The organism is Kamptonema sp. PCC 6506 (assembly GCF_000180455.1).
Classification (GTDB): domain Bacteria; phylum Cyanobacteriota; class Cyanobacteriia; order Cyanobacteriales; family Microcoleaceae; genus Kamptonema; species Kamptonema formosum.
The window spans coordinates 18,478-38,503 of sequence record NZ_CACA01000313.1 but is presented as its reverse complement, the minus strand read 5'-3'; the positions used below and the strand labels follow the sequence as shown (position 1 = coordinate 38,503).

Below are 20,026 nucleotides of genomic sequence, written 5' to 3'. Positions count from 1 at the left end.
ACTTATGAAATGAATAGTAGATGAGTAAGCCTCAGAAGGCTCAGTTTCAAAGGGTTGGAGGTTTTGCCAACCTGTATCTCATTAGTGTGTCAATATCAAATGTAGAGACTGCGATCGCCCTTCTACAAGGTAGGCAGCCTTATTTGAGGTTGGCAAGGCCGCTGAGATTGAATTTTTCGAGCCAATCTTCGCGATCGCTAGCACTAAAAGAGGGAGTTTTGGACTGAACTTTCACCTGGTAGCGGTTGGCTACTAGGACAGCGGTAGTCGTAGATCCTTGTTTAACAGCAGGATAGCCGCCTATTTTCTGGGTACTCTTCTCAAATTTGGTTGCCGCACTGGGATTGCCAGCGATGTCATTAATAGACAGCATTGCCACATCTTTGCCACCTTGTTTCAACTTCGCTTCAGCAAAACCTGCTTTTTCCTGAGCGAAAGTGCGAGTGTAGCCACCGCCGTTAGGGGGGAAGAAGCGATTTAATTTGCCTCCAGCTACGGGTTTGTTGGGAAGTTTCTGGGCATTAGTTGTTTGAGTAGGTTGTTGGGCTTTTGTCTGCGTTGTTTTAGGTTTTTGGGTACTTTCTTGCTGAGCTTTGTCCCAGCGGGTGGGGGCTTTATCCCCGCACGCCGTCACAAACAGCATCATCGCGATTAGAAAGGGAGCTAGGATTCTACGCATAGGGGGGAATTTCATCGTTATTTCCTCAAGAATTGAGTTTATGGTAACAATTGTGACTTAATAGTTGCTTATCTGTCCTCTACAGCCGATTTCTAAGTCATTCCCAGCTAAGGGAGGAAGCTTAGTAGGCAACTTCACGGCAGTAAAGTTCGATTACGCAATTATTTCCCGTTTTGTTGGTGGGCGGCGACTCGGAGCTGGCGCGATCGCACAAGAGAGGATATTTTCTTTAGCTAAGGGCAAGATTAGCGGCGATCGACTCGTACCAAATCCGGGTTAGTCATCCCCTTTATTAGTAATAATCCGTCATTGCGAGCGAAGCGAAGCAATCGCAGAGGCTAGGCGATTGCTTCGCTTCGCTCGCAATGACAATAAAGGGGGTAGTAAAGCCGGATTTGTTATCAGAAGGGGAAAAGTCTGCTGGTATCGCGCCCTCTCAACTCGAAAACTTCCTCTACCTTAGCTTTCCAGAAAAAAATCCCCCGCTTGTAACAGAGGATTTTTTTCAAAAGATGAGTTAAAGCTGAGCGGATTTTAACTCTAAGATGCTTACGAGGATTATGCCTCGCTTTCTATGTAGATAAAAAGTAGACCCATAGCTACCAATGGAAAAAGCCAAGTGATTGCTGGAATCAAGATCCAAGGTAAGAAAGAAGCTGCGTAGGAACCTGTCATGTTTAATTCTCCAAATCTAAAGTATTACAGTCTGGGAACAGGGATATTACTTAGAAGTCAGTAAAAGCTCTCACTGCTCAAAATTCTTAACAAAAGTCGGGATTGGAGAGTAATAATTCCTGCCCCAACCCCACCATTGTGAGGCAAAGGGTTTAGTTAACCAAGCCCCGGAAGATGGCATCTACGCCCTTGAAATTTTCCAGAAGGAAGTAGGCTACGAAAGCGCCGGCTGCACCACCGATGAAAAACCCAGCGGTTAGTTGGCTCCAGCCTTCAGCATTTTTTAAGGCTTCAGGAGTTTGAGGATTAGCGCTTGGGTAGCCACTGTCCTCTTTGAAAGAGACTAAGCCGTAGGCAGACATACCGGCAGTGCCTAGCAGCACTAGGACGAGGGCTGTAATTAATCCGCCCAAATTAGCTGCTTCTGGATAATCCCGCAAAGGGCCGAAGACGATCTCCGGGCCCACGAGGAAGTAACCGTGTGCCAAACCAATCTCTAGACCCCGAACGATGGGGGAGAGATTTTTGCGGTAGGCGGGTAGGTTGCCGATGAAAGTTTTGGTGAAATCAGAAGCACTGATGGGGGTGGCTAGATGACCCACGAATGGATCGCCGTTAAAGGGTTTAATGAGCTCTGCGTCTCTGGGATCGGCCATACTTTTTTTTCCTCACTTATTCAAAATTGCGATCGCAACTTAAGGTCATATTTTAAGCAGGGAGGGGTTGCGTAATTGCAGAATTGGCTGCCAGCTTTAGAAAAGTTCACTTTTGGTTGTCAGCCACAGCATTTTTATGGTTTTGACGATACCAGGATGCGAGGCGGTCTGGCGACACTCCCAAGAAATAGGCAATTATGACGATCTGGTTAATGAGGGTGGTTTTGAGAATGCCGAGTTTTTGCCAGCGACGGGCGGAGGTGAGAACATGGAGGGGAGAGAGCGCAATTTTTCCTTGGTGCTGTAATCGTCGGATCAGTTCAAAGTCTTCCATTATTGGCTGGTTGGGAAAGCCGCCGAGTTGTTGAAAGGTAGTGGTTTTAAGAAAAATAGCTTGGTCGCCGTAGGGCATTTGGAAGTAGCGCGATCGCAGATTTACCATTTTTTCAACCAGTCGCAGACCCGGAGTTTTGCCATCTATTTTCAATTGGAAGGCCCCGGCAATGATTCCAGGTTGGGCTAGGATTTGTCTTACCCAAGTATCGAACCCAACAGGTAAAAGAGTATCGGCGTGGAGAAATAGTAGGATGTCGCCGTTAGCGGTGGCTGCACCGGCATTCATTTGAATGGCGCGGCCTACTGGGGCGGAGATAATTTTAACACCGGAGGCTGCCTCAATACTGCTGTCTGTGCTCCCGCCGTCTACGACGATGATTTCTATGTCAACTGCATTTTGAGCAGATTTGATGGTTTGCGCGATCGCTTTGGCTTCATTTAATACTGGGATGATGATAGAAATTTTTACAGGTGGTGAATCTGGCATGGCTCTCCCAGATGCTTGGAGTCAAGAGTAGTGGTTGATACAAATTTAGTGGATAACAAAGGCTGAAAACCTTGATGCGGCTAGATTATAACCTTGTATTATCGCTACAATTACGGTAGCGCCTCGATTTTGACATTATTTACAAAAATATTACTATAGATATAATGAAGATAGTAGGAAAGGTAAAGGTAAATTGATTCTTGATGAAGTTAAACGAATAGCTGTTTTTCAAGCGATTGCGAGAGTTAGAGAGCAAATCATTTGGAAACCTGGAAAAGCAACTCGTCATCTGAGCAAAAGGATTAGCCGAGGTCATTTGCCCGATGATACTACCCTTGAGCAATATAATACCATTATCACTTTTGTTGCTAACAATTCTAATACTAATGTTTATATCTATGTGTATGGAGAAACAATTTATCCGACCCTGGTAGCTAATGTGGAGAATATAATTTGGTTAGTAATGATTGGCTTGGATGGAGTTTTAGAAACTGCCTTTCCTCCCCGTAACCCCGAAGGCCATTTAGCTAAATCAGAGTTTGTTTATTTAGGTTCAGTTAAGGAGTTAGAAATATGAATTCTCTCTTAAAAAGTTATTGCGTGAGTGTCGAGTTTCCTGATGTTAGTGGTGCGGAGCATTTAGAAATGCTGGAAATTCGCGATCGCCTGACAGAAATTGAATCTCGACTCAGTGATGAAGAAAAAACATTACTGGCAAAAGCAGATAGCCAATTAGTTGAGAAAGCCTATGATTTTTATCAAGAATTATCGCGCTTTGTCAATTTAACAGAGAAACGAAAAGCTCAACTTATTTCTCCTCAACGTTGGTGGTGGTATTTAGATGTTATTCAGGCTGTGAAAAGATTTTTGGCAAGCGATTATCCGGCCGCCGTGTGGGTGCGAGAAAGTCATAGTCCTTTAGCTGTTAAAGTGCAACAGCGACTAGAAACTGAGGGATTACCTCAGATTGTGGCACATTTAGAACAATGCTTGAGCATTACCGATGGAGATGTCAGGATTGGTACTGCACGAAATTTTTTGGCTGGTGGTGTAACTACTGCCAATAATCGCGATTTAAGTGACAATAATGATGCAATTGAGTTACTGGATTTGACAGAAAGCTTGTTAGAGAAATTAGAAGAGTTTCATCAATCAAATTTTTAATCTGGGGACAAAGTAGTATACAAATTATTTTTAATTTTCCGATCGTTTTTTGAGGGTATAATTTATATGGGAAAAGGATTTGGCGATTTCAATAAAAAACACGGCAAAAATTACCAAAAATTTTTAGATAAATTATTACAAATCGTAATCGATAGCAAAAGCAACCCAGGAGCAGTTAACTCTTTTTTAAAAGCAAACTTGGATAAATTAGATGATAACTTTGCTTTTTTATTGCAAAAATGGGAAAAGAAAAAGTTGTCCTTTGTACCCTCAGAAATGGCACGAGATGTGGCAGTATATATTGTCAATATCAGTAACTTAATTAAAGATTTTCCTCTAGGCAACAAGACACTTAAATTAAAAATAGCAAAGGCAGGCTATGAGATAGCTTCGACTGTTCTTACCCGTGAAGCTTTCCCACAAGAATGGGCTGTAACCGAAAGGAATTTAGGCACTGTTTACCTCGACCATATTAGTAGTGAACGAGCACAAAATTTAGAGAGGGCAATTGCTTGCTTCAAAAATGCTCTGGATGTTGAAGTATGCGAGACGTTTCCAGAAGAATGGGCCGCAACTCAAATTAATTTGGGAGCTACCTATAGAAAGCGAATTTACGGCGACCGAGCAAATAACATGGAGCAAGCAATCATAGCTTGTCAAAATGCTTTACAAGTCCTAACTAAAGATACGTTTCCTCGATATTGGGCATTAGCTCATAATAATTTGGGTAATGCCTATTCCAACCGGATTAGCGGCAGCCGTAACAAAAACTTAAAGTTGGCAATTGTATCTTACGAATCTGCTTTGCAAGTTTTCACTGTTGAGGCATACCCTGAAGATTGGGCGATGACTCAAAATAATCTGTCTCTTGTTTACAATGAGTGGACTGAAGGCAACCGCGCTGAGAACCTAGAAGTCGCAATTACTGGTTATCAATCAGCCTTGCAAATCTACACCTATGAAGAATTTCCTGTAGATTGGGCTATGCTGCAAAATAATTTAGGTAATGCTTACTGCGACAGAGTTAGTGGCGATAAATTAGAACATTTAGAACAGGCAATAGCTGCTTATCAATCAACCTTGCAAGTTTATACTCGTGAAGCATTCCCTAAAGATTGGGCTGAGACTCAAAACAATCTAGCTACAGTTTACACTACTAAGGGTCAGATTAATAAGGCTATTAAATCTTACCGCCTAGCTTTAGAAATAGATACTCCAACCGCTTTTCCTGTAGAATGCTTCAGAGACGGATGTAATCTGGGCATTACAGCATTTATTTTTGGGTTCTGGGAACAAGCAATTGAAGGCTATTCTGCTGCGATCGAAGCACTAGAAATTAGTCGTAGTTGGACAACTTCTGATTCCCGTCGTCAAGAAATAGTAGCAGAAGCAATTGATATCTATGAAAAAATGGTGCAAGCCTGCATCAATGCTGCTCAAATGGATAAAGCGATTGAAACTGTCGAACGCTCTCGTTCCAAACGTATCGTAGATTTGATGGCAAGTAATGACCTCTACTCTGGCGGCGAAATCCCTTCGGAAGTGCAAGAATTATTGCAGCAATATGAAGCTTTACAAAAGCAAATTGACTCTGAACGATTCCGTAATGGTTCTGAGAGCAACCGAGAATTAATGGAATCGGGAAGCCTTACCAAGAATCGCGCTGCTTTTCAAGCTTACAATGAAGCGATCGCTATCCTAGAAACCCAAAAAGATCAAGTCTTTGAACAAATCAGAGGGTTAGACCCCGTACTCGCTGGCGAAATTCAAGTTAGCCCCCTTGAATTCGCCAAGATGCAGAAACTTATCGATCGACCAACCACTGCTATCCTGAGTTTCTACACAACTACCGACAACACTTATATCTTTGTCCTACGACAAAATCAGTCAACTCCCTCTCTCCATACCTGTATGGGAGAAGGAATAGAAATATTGCAAAACTGGATTGAGCAAAACTGGTTGCAGCCATATCTTAACGATAAAGGCACTTGGCAGTCTCAGCTTAATGATTTCTTGGCTGAACTAGCTCAACGTTTACAAATCAATAACCTGATTGACCAATATCTCCAAGGCATCGAAGAACTGATTTTAGTACCTCACTTGCTGTTGCACCAAATTCCTCTTGCAGCTTTACCGATTCAAGACACTGAACACTCCTATTTGGGTGACAAATTTCTGATTCGCTATGCCCCCAGTTGCCAAGTTTTAGAATTCTGCCAAGAACGCGAAAACCGACACCCAAGTGGAGATTCTCTCAACTACGGTATCGTTGAAGATGCCACAGAAGACTTAGCCTGCGCCAGTTTTGAAGCAGAGCAAATTGCTAATCTATTCAATATCCCTGAAAGTCAGCGTTTGAAAGGTCGCAGCCAAGCTACAAAAAGCAACTACCGTCAGTTAGCTTTACAAGTTCAGTTACTTCACTCCTGCCACCATGCCCAATCTCGTCTTGATAAACCACTAGAATCAAAACTGATACTGGCAGATGAGACATTGACACTGGGAGAACTGCTGACTCCAGGTTGGCGACTTCCGAACCTCTGGGATGTATTTCTCTCCTGTTGCGAGACAAATTTGGGAGTTCCTGAATCTTTGGCTGATGAAATTCTGACCCTATCGACAGGCTTTTTGTGTGCGGGTGCGAGAAGTGTTATCAGTACGCTGTGGTCAGTGAATGACTTGGCTACAGCCCTGTTTTCTATTTTCTACTATCAGGAACGACAACAAGGTAGAAGCCGCCCAGAAGCTTTGCAACAAGCACAGAAAAAATTGCGATCGCTCACCCAAGAAGATATCAAACCATTATCCTTAGAGGTACAAGCGAAGCGCCAAGCTGCTAGAAAACAGCGCAATCAATACCCGCCTAGTTCAGCAGACTATTTAAAATGGGATGGTGAATACCGCAAGTACGCCGGAGTAACACTTCAAATTGAGGAAGTCAGAAATTCTATCGACGCTCAACCCTTTTTACATCCTCATTACTGGGCAGCTTTTACCTGTTCTGGTTTGCGTTAATCCTATCTATCACTATATTTACCTAATGTATCCGTAAGATTGCCGTTGACTAAAAATAGAACTATAAAATTGCCACTGATATGCGATTTTGTCATAGATTAATGCTGGGGGGTAAAATAGAAAGATCCTCCGGCCGGTCAATATCAGCGAGTGGGGAAAGATAAGCAATGGCTAAATTGAGATTCTGTGCGATCGCGACACTTTGACCCAAAACCTCAGCCGTTCCCCAGTTAATACCCATGAAAATTTCCGGTACAAACCTCCGCAAACCAATCAGATAATAACCTCCATCTAAAGCTGGGCCCAGCACCAAGTCTTGACCTTCAAGTTCCTCAAAAGCTAGGGCAATTAATTGAGAGTTCAAACCTGGACAATCAGTACCAATAAGCACAACTTTCTCAACACCAGAATTAAAAGACATCTCAAACGCAGCCGCCATTTTTATACCCAAATCACCTGTCACCTGATTTTGGTAAAAAATATCATTTCCCAGCCATGCTTCCATGAGTTCCTCGCTACCTCCTGTGAAGTTAACTTCTACAAAAAGTTGGCGAGTATTTTTGAGTTGCTTAGCTTGGGAAATAGTGCCTTCAGTCAGTTGTTGATGAAGTTTTGCCGCACCTTCTTTTCCTAGCACTGGAATCAGCCGAGTTTTAGTCTTTCCCGCTTCGGGATAGCGGGTAAAAACGATCAACTTTTCTTTCATTATTGATTAAAAGTCCAGAGATTTTACATACTCATTTCTAACATCCGCTGAATTGGTCGTAAAGCTGCTGCTTGGATATCACCAGCTAAGGTAATCTCAGGAGTGCGATTTTTCATAGCCAGATACAATTTTTCTAAAGTATTTAATCTCATGTGCGGACATTCATTGCAAGCACAATTATTAGTCGGAGGAGCAGGAATGAATTGTTTTTCGGGAGATTCTTTCTGCATTTGGTGAATAATTCCCGGTTCAGTCGCAACAATGAAAGTTTCACTGAGACTCGATTGAGAATACTTGAGCAATGCCGTTGTCGAACCAATATAATTAGCATGGCGTAAAACTGGCGGTTCGCATTCTGGATGAGCAATTACTTCGGCTTCGGGATGTTCGATTTTGAGCTGTACTATCTTCTTTTCTGAGAAGATTTCGTGAACCATGCACGCCCCTTGCCAGAGTACCATATCTCTACCAGTTTGTTTGGCAACGTAGCGACCGAGATTGCGATCTGGGCCAAAAATAATCGGTTGATTTTTGGGAATTTGGTTGACAATTTTGACAGAATTAGAACTTGTACAAATAATGTCGCTCATTGCCTTAATTGCGGCAGTGCAATTGATATAAGAAATTACTAAATGGTCGGGATGTTCGGCTTTAAAGGCTGCAAAAGCATCGGGAGGGCAACTATCAGCTAGGGAACAACCTGCATTTAAATCAGGGAGTAATACGAGTTTATTCGGGTTAAGAATTTTGGCTGTTTCTGCCATGAAGTGAACGCCGGCAAAGACGATGACATCGGCGTTAGTATTAGCCGCTTTGCGGGCCAGTTCGAGGGAGTCGCCGATGTAGTCTGCTATGTCTTGAATGTCGGGATCTTGGTAATAATGAGCGAGGATGACGGCGTTTAGTTCTTGTTTGAGGGTTTTAATGGCTGCAAACAAGTCGTGAGGTAGTCTGGGAATGAGAGTATTTGGCTGAGTTGCGGCGATGGTAAACACAGTAGTAACCTTTAGGGGTGAGTTGGGGCTGAATAAAGTGTATTTGAATTATAGTTGAATTCACCAAAAATGGCTGTGAGGCTAAAAAAATTAAAATTGATATTTTTCAATTTTTAATTTCTAATTTTTAATTCTCTTCCTTACCGGGGGAGTACAAAAATTGCTCTGGGTTTCCTATGCTGGATTAATAAGGGGATTAATAAGGGGCTAGAGAGCGATCGCAATATGGTGAATCAGATGAATGAAGCTAAGGTTATCAAAATTGTGGTAGTGGGGGACGTTCACGATCGGTGGGAAGCTGAGGATGGGCTTGCTCTGAAGCATCTAGGTGTTGATTTGGTGTTGTTTGTGGGAGATTTTGGGAATGAGTCGGTGGAGGTAGTACAGGCGATCGCATCTTTGGATATTCCCAAGGCGGCGGTTTTTGGCAATCACGATGCTTGGTACACGGCGACGGAGTGGGGTAGAAGTCAGTGCCCTTACGATCGCCAGCAGGAAAATCGGGTGCAGCAGCAGTTAGATTTAATGGGAGAAGCTCATGTTGGGTATGGAAAGCGAGACTTTCCAGAGTTGGGTGTGACGGTGGTAGGGGGTCGGCCTTTTACTTGGGGAGGGCCCGATTGGAAGTATCCAGATTTTTACAGTGAGTGGTTTGGGGTGGAGAATTTTGCAGAGTCTACGCGGCGGATTGCTGCGGCTGCGGCTGAGGCGGATTGTGAAAGCCTGATTTTTTTGGGCCACACTGGGCCAACTGGTTTGGGGGATGCGCCGGAAGATCCCTGTGGGAGAGATTGGAAGCCGTTGGGGGGGATTTTGGCGATCCAGATTTTGGAGATGCGATCGCGCAAACTCGCGCTGCTGGGAAGCAGATTCCGCTGGTGACATTTGGTCATATGCACCACAACCTGCGCCACACAAAGAAGGTTTTGCGGAAGTCGGTAGAGGTAAGCGCTGAGGAGACGGTGTATTTGAATGCGGCGAGAGTACCCCGAATTGTGGAAGAGGGAAGGAGGCGACTGCGGAATTTTTCGGTGGTGTTGCTGGAAGGGGGGATAGTGTCGGAGGTTTCTCTGGTTTGGGTTGGGGATGATTTCGCTGTGGCCTTGGAACAGATTTTATATCGGCGGATCGATCCGATGGTGCAGGTTGTTTGTTAATGGTGAGGTGTTCTGATATGATAAAGTGGATGCGCCTGGAGAGGTGGCAGAGTGGTCGAATGCGCTTGACTTGAAATCAAGTGAACTGAAAGGTTCCGTGGGTTCAAATCCCACCCTCTCCGTTTTTGGGTTAATGCTTGGTTTGTCGCGATCGCTAGCTGGTGAGATTTCACCCGATTTTAATGTGTACCATAATCAGAGAAAGGTGAGCGATCGCTCTTTTGCGTAAACTAAGGGCGATCGCTATCTACTATCGTAAGCGATCGCCTCTTTTTAAGACCTAATTTCTCGCCAACTTCTAGCTAATAAACCATAAAACCATTCCTGACACTCCTGAACTTCGACTTTATCATTAGGAGAGGAAACTAATCCTAAAATTCCTGTATCTAAAAAAACAATCATTCTGATTCAGGGTAATAGAGTTTATGTCCAGAGGGTCTAGCCTCGTCAACAATTTTTTTGAACGTCTCTAAAAATTCCTGTCTAGCCTTAGCTTCTTCATGTGTAATCTTTTCTTCTAACCAGCGTTTTAGCAAAACCATAGCCCCTTGGTTTTTTTGCAATTGTTCTTCGGGCGTTTGACCAAAATGGGGCATATCAATTTGCTTAACGAATTGTTCTTTGATAGTCATAATTACTTTCAACTAAAAACTTAACCACAAACTTAACATTGTTTTGTCAACTTTGTCAACTTCCCTTTCTACGATCCAATAAAGACCGATCGCACCTATATCTGACACTCAACTACCTTTGATTAGCTTGGTGCAATTGCTTAGTTTCCGCCAATATTTTCTGAAAATCTTCCTCACTTAACTGCTTAACATAATTAATCTTCACTTCCTCTAAGAAATCTGACAACAGCAATTGAATTTCCTGCAAAGTTTGCTGTTGTTGTAATTCGCTTCCCAAAGCCTTACCAAAATGCTGCACTAGCTGATTAGAAAGTTGAGTACCTACAGGATCGTCTGCGGCCGCTTTAAACGCTTCGTAGGCATTTTGAGGCCCAAATGCTGCTAATTTAGATAGCTCCCCAACTAACTGTTCCGCTAGCTTTTCTGGTAAATTTCCTAATCCTGGTACTTGCTGCAATCCTTGATAAACCGGGGATTGTTTAAGCGTACTTTCTATACTATGCCGCAGCAGTGCTTCTAAATCTGGCTGAAGTTGAGGAAGAACTTTGTAAACAGTTACTTGCACTAAGCGAGTAGCAATCGTCTCTATTTCATTAATATCATTAATATCCTTATAACGCTGTTTCTGGGATTCAAATAACTGTTGCGCCAACTCCCCAGAACGAATCGCTCCTTGCATCTGATTGATAATTTGAATCACCACAACTTCCGTAAGTTCCTGTGCAAAACTACCAACAAAAAGCCGGGTGATTGCAGTTTGTAAAGGTTCAAGATCGGGCAACTTTGCTTGATTCAAGCGCATTATAACTGGAATAACGCGCAGCAGCCGCCAGAAAGGAAGTAACAGCAAAATATCGTACCACCGCCAAAGCATTGCTTCTCGCCATGTCAAACCGGGATAGCGGCGACTGAGGAAAAATGTTCTTCCTATAAACTCTAAACCAAATATTAGGATAAACCAGCGGTCTATCTTCCAAAACTGTTCAATAACTTCGCCATTTTCCCCAATACCACGATAATAATTGGTTGCAATTAAAGGTGTTATTTCTCTTTTGAACCATTGGATTTCCTGTGGCCAACCCCTTGTATTTAAATACTCACTGCTCCAAAATCTTCTGAATGCTTCTTTGGAAGAGTCTTCTGGATTAGGAATCCGATTCCGCATTCGATTTTTGATCTTTTCCAGAGTTCCACTCTTGTTGGCTACTGCAAAAGGATTTTGATTAACCATTTCTACGCTTTCGCTACGAAGTTGCTCTAATAAGCTGCTTACTTCAGAAGAGTTAGTTCCTGTTTGCAAGATTTGAGCTTCTAAGGCATTAACAGTGTTTAAATATTTCTGGGTTTCTCTATTAGGTTCAATTCCTTTATAGGGATCGTAAATTTGAGTAATCGCGGGAAATTGGCGGAAGTAGAAATCCCGCCAAGAGATATAACTAAAGTCAAATAATACTAAGCTGAAATCTACTAAGGCGATCAGCGCCATCGTACTGTCGAACCAGCGGAATTTTGCAGATTTTTTTTTGATAGCGTTTTTTTTATAGGGCATCAGTAACTGTGTCATATTACGTCCGATCGCATAGTTTTTGTAAGACTTAACCCCAGATATAGCAATCCCCTTGGCGGTTATGAGGCTATCGACTACTGAAACCATTGCTAAAGATTCTTTTATATCTTTAGCATAGCTGCCTTTGTCTATAAATACACCCAAGGAATAAAAATTAAATCATATACGTTTTGTATGTTATTGATCTAGAATACTCCAGCCCAACAACATACTTTTAAGTAAATTATTTAATTTTTATTTCTCAACTAAAACCAGAGCTAGATCCTACCATCCGGTTTGACCTTCTACAGACAATATTTGCGTCCGATCGCCCACTAAAACCTCTGGTTTATTTCCAGCCCAATATTGATAGTCTAATAATAACTGGTGCATTAAGCGTTGTTTAACTGTCAACAATACACTTTTAAGCAAGCCGTTCCCCGTTGCTTCTAAAATCGGTTGTGGTGTTAACCAAAAAGGCGGCGGTAATTCTACCTGTACCTCTAAATCTGCTTTTCCGATCAGATATGTTGCTCCCTTGTTTTGATAGGGAGAAAGTTGCCCTTTTAGATTCAGTGCAAAACGCTGGTTAATGTATTCTACTCCCCGAATTTGACAGCCTATAGATTTTAAATTAATTGCTCCGTCTGGCTGGGCCCACACTTTTAAGTCTACAGTGGGTTGAATGCTTACCATCATAAAGTCCAAAGGTCGCATCTTTAGCCGGAAAGAATCCTCGCTCAGTTGTTCCAGGCGACTCCGATCTACGAGAGCATTCACCAGACGCTTGGGTTGACGCAAGTAATGCTGAATGGGAACCTGCTGCTGGGGAACGGGAATTTCAACGGATTGAGAAGCATTAAATCGTATGTGCATGAGAGGATGTAAAAGTAGAGGTTTTGTCCGGCGCTCTTAATAAAGCTTAACACTCATTAAGATAACTTAGACTAGATACTGAGCAGTGTTAATTTCGCCAAACTAAGCGATAAAGGGTTTTCGGGTAATTAGCAATCTCATCATCATAATTTCTGATTGATGAATTTTAAGTAAAGAGTTGTAACGCTGTATTGCACTGTATGACTATATCCGTCGCACATCTCGGCCCCGCAGGTACTAATGCAGAAACGGCTGCTCTAGCTTATATCAGGTGGTTGAGTCAGTCGGGAGCTGAATGCCTATTATGTCCTTATTCAACCATTTCGCAGGCAATAGAAGCATCGGCCACAGGGGGGGCTCAGTTAGCAGTTGTCCCAGTGGAAAACTCTATAGAAGGTAGCGTGACAGTAACACTAGATACCTTGTGGCGGTTAGATATTCTCCGAATTCAACACGCTTTAGTAATGCCTATTTCCCACGCACTTGTATCCCGTGCTGAAAGTTTTAGCGAGATTAAAACAGTATACTCTCACCCGCAAGCGTTAGCTCAATGTCAGAAATGGTTGGAAAAGTTTATCCCCTTGGCGCATTTAATTTCTGCGAGTTCAACTACAGTAGCATTCGCTCGCCTTGACGATCGCACTGCTGCGGTGATTTCCTCTGTACGAGCGGCTGAGCTTTACAATTTACCAGTTTTAGCTCATCCGATTAACGATCATCCTGATAACTATACCCGATTTTGGGTACTAAGTAGGGGCGATAAATCAGTACCGGGTATTCACCCTTCATCTAATTGTTCTCATACATCCTTAGCTTTTAGCGTACCAGCGAATGTGCCGGGAACGCTGCTAAAACCCTTGCAAGTTTTTGCCAGTCGAGGGATTAATTTGAGTCGGATTGAATCTCGCCCTACTAAGCGATCGCTTGGTGAATATGTTTTCTTTATGGACTTAGAATGTAATATTGAGGATGCCGAAGCCAAATCTGCTATGCAAGAGTTGGCTACCTACACTGAAACTCTTAAAATTTTTGGCAGTTACAGCATTGCATCAATTAACTAGAGTGAATGATAACGCCGCCGTCCCTATGGTCAAGATACCGTCAAGATAGCGGCGTTACATTTATCAGGAATTTTACTCTAGACAACTGTAAGATATCGTGTTGTCTTTTAACTTTATCTTTATGTGGCTAATAGCCCAAGGTATCCCCAATCTCCCGGATCTCACTCATCCCAATGAATTGATAGAATTTGGCAACCAAATTCTCAAATTATCATTTAAGTTAGGCCTTCTCGTCGGTGCGTTAGGGATTGCGATCGCACTTATGAGTTTTGCCCTCCGTAGCAAAGAACCCGATTTCACAAACTTCGTCGGCGAGTGGGTTGTCCGTTACTCAGTTTTGTTACGGGGTTTGCAACACTCGATCTTAATTTTGCTGCTACTCGTGGGCGGATTTTTTCTTTCTGCTACTCTCAGCAATCGTTATCACCATTGGGAACAAGCAAGAGTAACAAAGGTTGCGGATAGTGTCGCTGGCGATCGCTTAGAACAATCTGCTCCACAAATCCGCTACGTCATCGAAGAACCCTATAGTTATGATACCCAAGTTGAGGGTAAAATAGTTAGAGTGCAAGCCACACGAAAAGTTAATCGCTTCATGACTCTAGCTGGTTCTCAAATTAACGTCAACTTAAATCAAACAACTGACCCCTCAACGACAAGAGCGATCTATCAGGCCAATTTTAATGCTGACTACCAAATTGTCAATAAGTTGGGAGAGACTCAAGATTTTTTCTTTGAAGTACAGCCGCCTTATGGCTACAAATTATTGCAAAATTTAAAAGTTGAGAGAGATGGCAATCGTTTAATACCTGTAAATCCGGGTGATTATGGTTTTCCCCTGCGACTTGCTGCGGGGGAAGAAACCAAATTTAAAGTTACTTATCAAGCTCAAGGTGGGCCGCGCTGGGTTTACAATGCTAGTGGGCAATTGCTTTCTAATTTTAGCTTGAGCGCTCTAGCAGATTTTCCTAATGCTGATTTTGCGAGCGGGATTGTTCCTACTGAAAGTAAAGTTGAGGGTAGGGGAACTCGGTTTACCTGGAAATTTGATGACAATGTTTCTGTTCTCAATCCTTTTGGGGTTTTTACCTCTGTTGGCCCGATTCGGAATACTGGGATTTTACCTCGATTGTTGTTATTAGCACCTGCACTATTTTTGTGGTGGTTGGGATTGCTTTATTTGTCTGTGCCAATGAGTTTAAGAGATGTGGCGATATCGGCTGGTATTTTCTTTGCTTGTATCCTCTCTTTAACATATCTGAGCCGGGTTATGGATGCTAAACTTGCTTGGAGTGCAATTTCGCTGATTTTATTAGCAATGGTTTGGGGATTGGGCAAGATTAATCACGCCAGATTTGCGGCGGTGATTGCGACTATTGCCGGAGGGATTTTGCCCGTTTTAGGTTTGTTAGTTCCTTATAGTGGTATCACTCTTAGTTTGGCTGCTTTGTTATCTGTTGTTTGGTTGGCTGTTCGGCATTGGTATGGGTTATATCAGCAAGCTTGAATGTTTAAGAAGAAGGAAGAAGGAAGAAGGAAGAAGGAAGAAGAGGAAGAAAAATTTACTTAAGAACAATCGGTAGCATCAGTCTTGTCATTGCGAACAAAGTGAAGCAATCCCAAGGGATTGAGATTGCTTCACTGCGTTCGCAATGACACCCTACACCAAGTACGATCTTACCAATTACCAATCAGATGACCAATTAACTATTAACAGTTAACAGTTAACAGTTAACAGTTAACAATTCCTATAAACCTAAATGATGCCGCAATGACTGGCGCATTACATCTACTGGAATCGGTTGCTGTAACCAGATTTCTAACGCTGCGGCTCCCTGTTGTACTAACATTTCTAAGCCGTCAATGGCGATCGCACCTCTTTCCTGTGCTTGTTTGAGAAACAGAGTAGGATTGGGAGTATAAATCAAGTCGTAGGCGATCGCACCTTCTGACAATCGCTCGATCGCACTCAGAGCGACAGGTGACTCATCTCCACGCGGATACATCCCGATTGGTGTCGCATTTACCAGTAAATCTGCTTTTGAGATTAGCATTGGCAGCTCTTCCCAAGTATGAGTCAGCAAATTTACAGCCAGGGGCGAATTTACCCAACTTTGCTGAAATTCAGTTAATTTCTGTTCGCTACGACCAACAACATGAATCTCCGCACACCCTAACTCAGCGCACCCAGCCACAACCGCTCTCGCAGCGCCACCGCTACCTAAAATTACGGCTACTTTTTGACTCCAATCCTGTTTGGTACCAGTTTTTAAGGATAGCGATCGCAGTGGCGCGAGAAATCCTCGAACATCAGTATTTGTACCACCCCAACCATTTGCAGTACGGTAGACAGTATTGACTGCACCAACTGCGATCGCCACTGGCGAAACTTCAGAAAGTAAAGGTAAGATCCCTTGTTTGTGAGGAATCGTGATGCTAAATCCCAAAAGGCCAACCGCCGCAAATCCTGAAATGGCAACGTTTAAATCTTCTGGTTTCACAGGAAAAGCCAGGTAAACGATATCCAACCCTAGATGGGAAAGAGCCGCATTGTGCATCACTGGGGACAGTGAGTGTTCAATAGGATGACCTATTACTCCTAGTAGCTTAGTTGTACCTTTAATCATTTTTTTCAGCAAAAATACATCGGGAGAAGTGCCGGAAAATAACTATTACTTCTTGCAGGTCATTGTACAAGTTTTTAGAGTCTAAATTTAACCAGATTTTTTATAAAAACTTTTGTAAACCTATTGACTTATGGATCTCGTTCATCATAATATAGTAAGTATATTGTTCTAACTAAATGCTGTCAAAAGTAATTAGGGAACTTGCAGCGGACAATAGTCCGCTGCAATCGATTCAAGGGTAAATGAAAGAATTAAGTGATATGAAATCCAGTAGCATCGTTAATACTTCGTTGCTGCCCAAAATTAGAAGGGGCTAGGGACTAGGGAAAAATTGGGAACTCTTGACTGGGGGAGATGGGGGGAGATGGGTAATAGCCATTACCTATTAGCTATTACCAATTACCTATTAGCTATTACCAATTACCTATTACCCATTACCCATTACCCTAAACTTTAAATTCTTTCGCATCAGCCAAAATGGGGTTAATCTCAAACCAATAATCCTCCCCATAACGGTATTCAAACACCCAAAGACTGCGTAATAGAGTTTGGTATTTTGTTTCACCAGTCACGATTTTGATAGCCGCTACTTGCCGCAGCAATTCCCACTCATCAGCCTCAATTGCTAAAGTTAACTGATGCCGCCGCTGAATAATGACATTTTCTAAAGTCCTCCGCGAGATCGGCGGCTCTTCTCTCTGAAGACAACTGTAGAGCAACTGAAGCAAATTGCGAACGTGACCCCCACTAACACGGCACAGTCTATCTAGAGTTTCAGGACTCTCAAAAACCTTGGGAATTAAAGCCGAACGCTGCTGAGATTCCACAGTAGGAAAAGCACGAGCTAGTACCATTTGCCGTAGCAATTCGATACCCTCTTCGCATAGGCTACCATCCCGTAACTGCACCGGCACCATTGGCAATACCTTTGGATCTACTCCGAATCGATTTGTTAACTGCAACAAATCATTAGAGAAAATTAACCCCAAGGGAATTGTATAAACTACGTGACAATTCAATCTTTTTAACTGTTCGCCCCGGTCTACAAACAGATATTCGGGCTGAAGTCGTCCGCTCGGTTTTGGAGACCCATGTATGCGATCGAGATTATCGATAATGACAACAAGTCCTTTTTTCCTTGCTCTTTGAGTTGCTTGGCAGCCGGTTCTAGTAGCTCCTTATTAAGAGCTTCTAAAATTACATTAGTTCGCGGTTCTAGATATTGCCTCAACTCAGAGCGAAGATTGGGAGCATCTTTAGCTTTGGCAGTAATTTTGCCAATTCCCAATGCTAGAGAAAATTCGCCATCAGTACCCGCAGTCATTTGACCAACTCCGGGTAAGTTAGCTTCCGCTTTTACATCTATCTGAGTTTGAAAAACGTCTGCTACGCCTCTGAGTAAAGCTTTAAAACCAGTGGCTTGCAGTTTAATTTTTCTCTTTTCAAGGCTTTCGCTGACCTGACGAGCAACGCTCAATAAAATGTCGGTGATATCGACATCCGCCATGTCTAAGTCTTTGCTAGACTCAAAGTAGACTACGTGAAATCCCTGCTGTTCTAATTCTGCGTGTAATCGCAGCAATTCAGTGGATTTACCAGAGCCTATGTGTCCAGTAAATAGTTGGCAAGTTGCCTCGTTGGGAGAGAGGCGGACGATTGTTCTCTCCAATTCCTCAATTATTTTGCCGCCGCGTACAGAGGAGAAATCGATGTAATATTGTCGATCCTCGGCTTTCGCCACTTGCAGGGTATAGCTGGGGTTGCACGCGCTATAAAATCTATCTAAATCTAATTCCATTCCTGTTAACTCAGATAAAAGATTATGCTCTGATACTTTATTCGTTCACTTATTGTACTAAACAGAAAAGATCTAGAAATTGATGCTCGGATCGCTCACTCGATCTACAATCTTAATTTGCACCCTAAAACTCAGCTTGTTGGCATTCACGCCTCTACTATGAACTATTCTTAGCCACCCTGAAAGTGTTTTCTGACCGTCAATTATTTATCACAAAATATTAGCTAGAGGATGTGGGGTTATACCCCTCAAAAATTATCTAGGCATTAGCAAAGTATGACAGAGCGAGATATTCTCTCAAATCCCTTTGATTGCACATCAAATCGGTAGAGATAAAGCAATAGTGTGTCCTTACCGCTCCATGAAACCTACTCAAATCTACCTACGGCAGATTTGATGTTCACTTCCTGCTTCTACCAAGGGAGTCGACTCCTTCTTGTCCACAGGCGTAACTTCAGACTGAGCTAGTCTTACTTTTTCTGAACAACGAGATAAATTAATTGCCGCGTTTAAATCTCGATTAATTAACAAATTGCAGCCGCCGCAATTAAACACTCGTTCCTTTAATGGCATTGACTGAACATGACCACAATTTGAGCAGGTTTTAGAAGAAGGAAACCATCTATCTACTAGCTCAACCTTCGTGCCATACATTTCGGTTTTATACGTCAACTGACGGCGAAATTCATAGAAACCACAATCGGAAATAGCCGCCGCTAACTTATGATTAGCAATCATCCCACTCACGTTCAAATCTTCGATGCGAATGTGAGCATATTTTTGACTAATTTCGGTCGTAGTTTTCTGTAAGAAATCGCGGCGCACATTGGCAGTTTTCGCGTGAATCTTAGCGATTCTACGATAGTGTATAATAGCATTTTTAGACGCTCTCACGCCTAATTTCCTATTGCCTAATTGTTTCTTTCGATTTCTCCACTGTGCCTTACTCAGCTTGGTTTTCGCTTGAGTGAGTGGACGGGGAGACTCGTAAGAATTACCATCAGAAATAGTAGCGAATGTTGATACTCCTAAGTCAATTCCCACTGGTTCAGTAACGGGATGAAACATTGGTGGGATTTTTTCGGCTTTAATAGCAAAGGATACATACCATTTATCCGCCGTGCGAGAAATAGTAAATGTCTGCGCTACGCAAGGGAATGGGATGGATTCTTTAAGTCGAAATTTTCCCAGGGTAGGAATTTTAATTGATTTGTTAGCTGCCAATAAAACCGAGTGATTCCAATCAGCAGCATCTACGGTGAACGAATCACCATCTTTTTTCCTTTTGAATTTAGGGAACTCTCCTAATCCTTTAAAGAAACGAGACAAAGCCTCACTAAAATGCCGGAATGTCATTTTATAAACCCTAGAAGATAGGGTGTTAGTCCATTGATATTCCGGCATTTTCTTGACATGATTGGTGAAAATTCTTTCGATTGCCGCCACTTTTTTACTGCTACCACCTGGGAGACTTTTCACTTCTTGGTAAAGATTCAATGCGTAGTTGTAGCAAAATCTAGCATAACCAGAATGTCGCGCCATCAAGGTACGTTCCTTATTATTCAGTTTGAGTTCGAGTTTGATGGCGTACATAATCTAAATTACAGTTGGGTATT

Annotated in this window: 19 protein-coding genes, 1 tRNA gene and 2 pseudogenes; 9 read left to right on the top strand and 13 right to left on the bottom strand. The window is 42.6% G+C overall.

Annotated features, from left to right (window positions below):
• Positions 1-139: 139 nt before the first annotated feature.
• On the bottom strand, positions 140-694 hold the full coding sequence (locus OSCI_RS19630) for a hypothetical protein (protein ID WP_007356852.1): 555 nt from the start codon (positions 692-694) through the stop codon (positions 140-142).
• Between the two features lie 49 nt (positions 695-743).
• Between OSCI_RS19630 and OSCI_RS30215 the strand changes: the two genes are divergently transcribed.
• Positions 744-959, top strand: coding sequence for a hypothetical protein (locus tag OSCI_RS30215; RefSeq protein ID WP_007356851.1), 216 nt, complete (start codon positions 744-746; stop codon positions 957-959).
• Between the two features lie 278 nt (positions 960-1,237).
• Here the strand turns inward: OSCI_RS30215 and OSCI_RS19625 are convergent, their stop codons facing one another.
• The 3 genes from OSCI_RS19625 to OSCI_RS19615 form a co-directional block, all read right to left on the bottom strand.
• Positions 1,238-1,354 (bottom strand): photosystem I reaction center subunit VIII, encoded by a 117-nt coding sequence (locus OSCI_RS19625; protein WP_019486933.1) that lies wholly within the window; start codon positions 1,352-1,354, stop codon positions 1,238-1,240.
• A gap of 152 nt (positions 1,355-1,506) precedes the next feature.
• Positions 1,507-2,010: a photosystem I reaction center protein subunit XI gene (locus OSCI_RS19620; protein ID WP_007356850.1), complete on the bottom strand. Its 504-nt coding sequence runs from the start codon at positions 2,008-2,010 to the stop codon at positions 1,507-1,509.
• 106 nt (positions 2,011-2,116) lie between these two features.
• Entirely contained in the window at positions 2,117-2,833 is a 717-nt protein-coding gene (locus OSCI_RS19615; RefSeq protein WP_007356849.1) for a TIGR04283 family arsenosugar biosynthesis glycosyltransferase, read from the bottom strand.
• Positions 2,834-3,026: 193 nt separating this feature from the next.
• On the opposite strand from OSCI_RS19615, the gene OSCI_RS19610 reads away from it, so the two are divergent.
• The 3 genes from OSCI_RS19610 (at position 3,027) to OSCI_RS19600 (ending at position 7,012) form a co-directional block, all read left to right on the top strand.
• A complete protein-coding gene (locus tag OSCI_RS19610) occupies positions 3,027-3,410 on the top strand; it encodes a hypothetical protein (protein ID WP_007356848.1) in 384 nt (127 codons plus the stop codon).
• Positions 3,407-3,997, top strand: coding sequence for a hypothetical protein (locus OSCI_RS19605; protein ID WP_007356847.1), 591 nt, complete (start codon positions 3,407-3,409; stop codon positions 3,995-3,997). The genes OSCI_RS19610 and OSCI_RS19605 overlap by 4 nt, the downstream gene beginning before the upstream one ends.
• Before the next feature lie 66 nt (positions 3,998-4,063).
• Complete coding sequence (locus tag OSCI_RS19600) at positions 4,064-7,012, top strand: CHAT domain-containing protein (protein ID WP_007356846.1); 2,949 nt, start codon at positions 4,064-4,066, stop codon at positions 7,010-7,012.
• A gap of 91 nt (positions 7,013-7,103) precedes the next feature.
• Here OSCI_RS19600 and OSCI_RS19595 read toward each other — a convergent pair whose 3' ends face one another.
• Both OSCI_RS19595 and nadA read right to left on the bottom strand, forming a co-directional pair.
• Positions 7,104-7,718, bottom strand: a complete 615-nt coding sequence (locus tag OSCI_RS19595) for a TIGR04282 family arsenosugar biosynthesis glycosyltransferase (protein ID WP_007356845.1) — start codon at positions 7,716-7,718, stop codon at positions 7,104-7,106.
• Positions 7,719-7,741: 23 nt separating this feature from the next.
• Positions 7,742-8,713: a quinolinate synthase NadA gene (gene nadA, locus OSCI_RS19590; RefSeq protein ID WP_007356844.1), complete on the bottom strand. Its 972-nt coding sequence runs from the start codon at positions 8,711-8,713 to the stop codon at positions 7,742-7,744.
• Positions 8,714-8,950: 237 nt separating this feature from the next.
• Here nadA and OSCI_RS19585 point away from each other — a divergent pair.
• The 3 genes and pseudogenes from OSCI_RS19585 to OSCI_RS32070 all read left to right on the top strand — a co-directional run bounded on the left by OSCI_RS19585 (position 8,951) and on the right by OSCI_RS32070 (position 10,099).
• Positions 8,951-9,870 (top strand): annotated as a pseudogene (locus OSCI_RS19585) (TIGR04168 family protein).
• Positions 9,871-9,907: 37 nt separating this feature from the next.
• Positions 9,908-9,992, top strand: a tRNA-Ser gene (locus OSCI_RS19580).
• Positions 9,968-10,099: a hypothetical protein gene (locus tag OSCI_RS32070; RefSeq protein ID WP_267880125.1), complete on the top strand. Its 132-nt coding sequence runs from the start codon at positions 9,968-9,970 to the stop codon at positions 10,097-10,099. Before OSCI_RS19580 ends, OSCI_RS32070 begins: the two co-directional genes overlap by 25 nt.
• Positions 10,100-10,143: 44 nt before the next feature.
• Here the strand turns inward: OSCI_RS32070 and OSCI_RS32065 are convergent, their stop codons facing one another.
• The 4 genes from OSCI_RS32065 to OSCI_RS19565 all read right to left on the bottom strand — a co-directional run bounded on the left by OSCI_RS32065 (position 10,144) and on the right by OSCI_RS19565 (position 12,924).
• Positions 10,144-10,272, bottom strand: a complete 129-nt coding sequence (locus OSCI_RS32065) for a hypothetical protein (RefSeq protein WP_007356841.1) — start codon at positions 10,270-10,272, stop codon at positions 10,144-10,146.
• Positions 10,269-10,502, bottom strand: a complete 234-nt coding sequence (locus tag OSCI_RS19575; RefSeq protein WP_007356840.1) for a hypothetical protein — start codon at positions 10,500-10,502, stop codon at positions 10,269-10,271. The genes OSCI_RS32065 and OSCI_RS19575 overlap by 4 nt, the downstream gene beginning before the upstream one ends.
• Positions 10,503-10,614: 112 nt before the next feature.
• The gene (locus OSCI_RS19570; RefSeq protein WP_019486931.1) at positions 10,615-12,156 is read right to left on the bottom strand and encodes a hypothetical protein; all 1,542 of its coding nucleotides are present in this window, start codon (positions 12,154-12,156) and stop codon (positions 10,615-10,617) included.
• A 177-nt stretch (positions 12,157-12,333) separates the two neighbouring features.
• Entirely contained in the window at positions 12,334-12,924 is a 591-nt protein-coding gene (locus tag OSCI_RS19565; RefSeq protein ID WP_007356838.1) for a DUF1997 domain-containing protein, read from the bottom strand.
• Between the two features lie 200 nt (positions 12,925-13,124).
• Between OSCI_RS19565 and pheA the strand changes: the two genes are divergently transcribed.
• On the top strand, positions 13,125-13,985 hold the full coding sequence (pheA, locus tag OSCI_RS19560; protein WP_007356837.1) for a prephenate dehydratase: 861 nt from the start codon (positions 13,125-13,127) through the stop codon (positions 13,983-13,985).
• 121 nt (positions 13,986-14,106) lie between these two features.
• Positions 14,107-15,492, top strand: coding sequence for a hypothetical protein (locus OSCI_RS19555; protein ID WP_007356836.1), 1,386 nt, complete (start codon positions 14,107-14,109; stop codon positions 15,490-15,492).
• A 241-nt stretch (positions 15,493-15,733) separates the two neighbouring features.
• Here OSCI_RS19555 and OSCI_RS19550 read toward each other — a convergent pair whose 3' ends face one another.
• From OSCI_RS19550 to OSCI_RS19540, 3 genes and pseudogenes are all read right to left on the bottom strand, one after another.
• The gene (locus OSCI_RS19550; RefSeq protein WP_007356835.1) at positions 15,734-16,612 is read right to left on the bottom strand and encodes a shikimate dehydrogenase; all 879 of its coding nucleotides are present in this window, start codon (positions 16,610-16,612) and stop codon (positions 15,734-15,736) included.
• A 446-nt stretch (positions 16,613-17,058) separates the two neighbouring features.
• Positions 17,059-18,410: pseudogene (locus OSCI_RS19545) on the bottom strand (P-loop NTPase fold protein).
• 378 nt (positions 18,411-18,788) lie between these two features.
• Positions 18,789-20,003, bottom strand: coding sequence for an RNA-guided endonuclease InsQ/TnpB family protein (locus OSCI_RS19540; RefSeq protein WP_007356834.1), 1,215 nt, complete (start codon positions 20,001-20,003; stop codon positions 18,789-18,791).
• Between the last annotated feature and the right edge of the window lie 23 nt (positions 20,004-20,026).

What these genes read in the sequence shown, in the direction of transcription:
- OSCI_RS19630 (WP_007356852.1), bottom strand. Translation starts at nt 694, where the DNA reads ATGAAATTCCCCCCTATGCGTAGAATCCTAGCTCCCTTTCTAATCGCG.
- OSCI_RS19625 (WP_019486933.1), bottom strand. Translation starts at nt 1,354, where the DNA reads ATGACAGGTTCCTACGCAGCTTCTTTCTTACCTTGGATCTTGATTCCA.
- OSCI_RS19620 (WP_007356850.1), bottom strand. Translation starts at nt 2,010, where the DNA reads ATGGCCGATCCCAGAGACGCAGAGCTCATTAAACCCTTTAACGGCGAT.
- OSCI_RS19615 (WP_007356849.1), bottom strand. Translation starts at nt 2,833, where the DNA reads ATGCCAGATTCACCACCTGTAAAAATTTCTATCATCATCCCAGTATTA.
- OSCI_RS19605 (WP_007356847.1), top strand. Translation starts at nt 3,407, where the DNA reads ATGAATTCTCTCTTAAAAAGTTATTGCGTGAGTGTCGAGTTTCCTGAT.
- OSCI_RS19600 (WP_007356846.1), top strand. Translation starts at nt 4,064, where the DNA reads ATGGGAAAAGGATTTGGCGATTTCAATAAAAAACACGGCAAAAATTAC.
- OSCI_RS19595 (WP_007356845.1), bottom strand. Translation starts at nt 7,718, where the DNA reads ATGAAAGAAAAGTTGATCGTTTTTACCCGCTATCCCGAAGCGGGAAAG.
- OSCI_RS32065 (WP_007356841.1), bottom strand. Translation starts at nt 10,272, where the DNA reads ATGATTGTTTTTTTAGATACAGGAATTTTAGGATTAGTTTCCTCTCCT.
- OSCI_RS19575 (WP_007356840.1), bottom strand. Translation starts at nt 10,502, where the DNA reads ATGACTATCAAAGAACAATTCGTTAAGCAAATTGATATGCCCCATTTT.
- OSCI_RS19570 (WP_019486931.1), bottom strand. Translation starts at nt 12,156, where the DNA reads ATGGTTTCAGTAGTCGATAGCCTCATAACCGCCAAGGGGATTGCTATA.
- OSCI_RS19565 (WP_007356838.1), bottom strand. Translation starts at nt 12,924, where the DNA reads ATGCACATACGATTTAATGCTTCTCAATCCGTTGAAATTCCCGTTCCC.
- pheA (WP_007356837.1), top strand. Translation starts at nt 13,125, where the DNA reads ATGACTATATCCGTCGCACATCTCGGCCCCGCAGGTACTAATGCAGAA.
- OSCI_RS19555 (WP_007356836.1), top strand. Translation starts at nt 14,107, where the DNA reads ATGTGGCTAATAGCCCAAGGTATCCCCAATCTCCCGGATCTCACTCAT.
- OSCI_RS19550 (WP_007356835.1), bottom strand. Translation starts at nt 16,612, where the DNA reads ATGATTAAAGGTACAACTAAGCTACTAGGAGTAATAGGTCATCCTATT.
- OSCI_RS19540 (WP_007356834.1), bottom strand. Translation starts at nt 20,003, where the DNA reads ATGTACGCCATCAAACTCGAACTCAAACTGAATAATAAGGAACGTACC.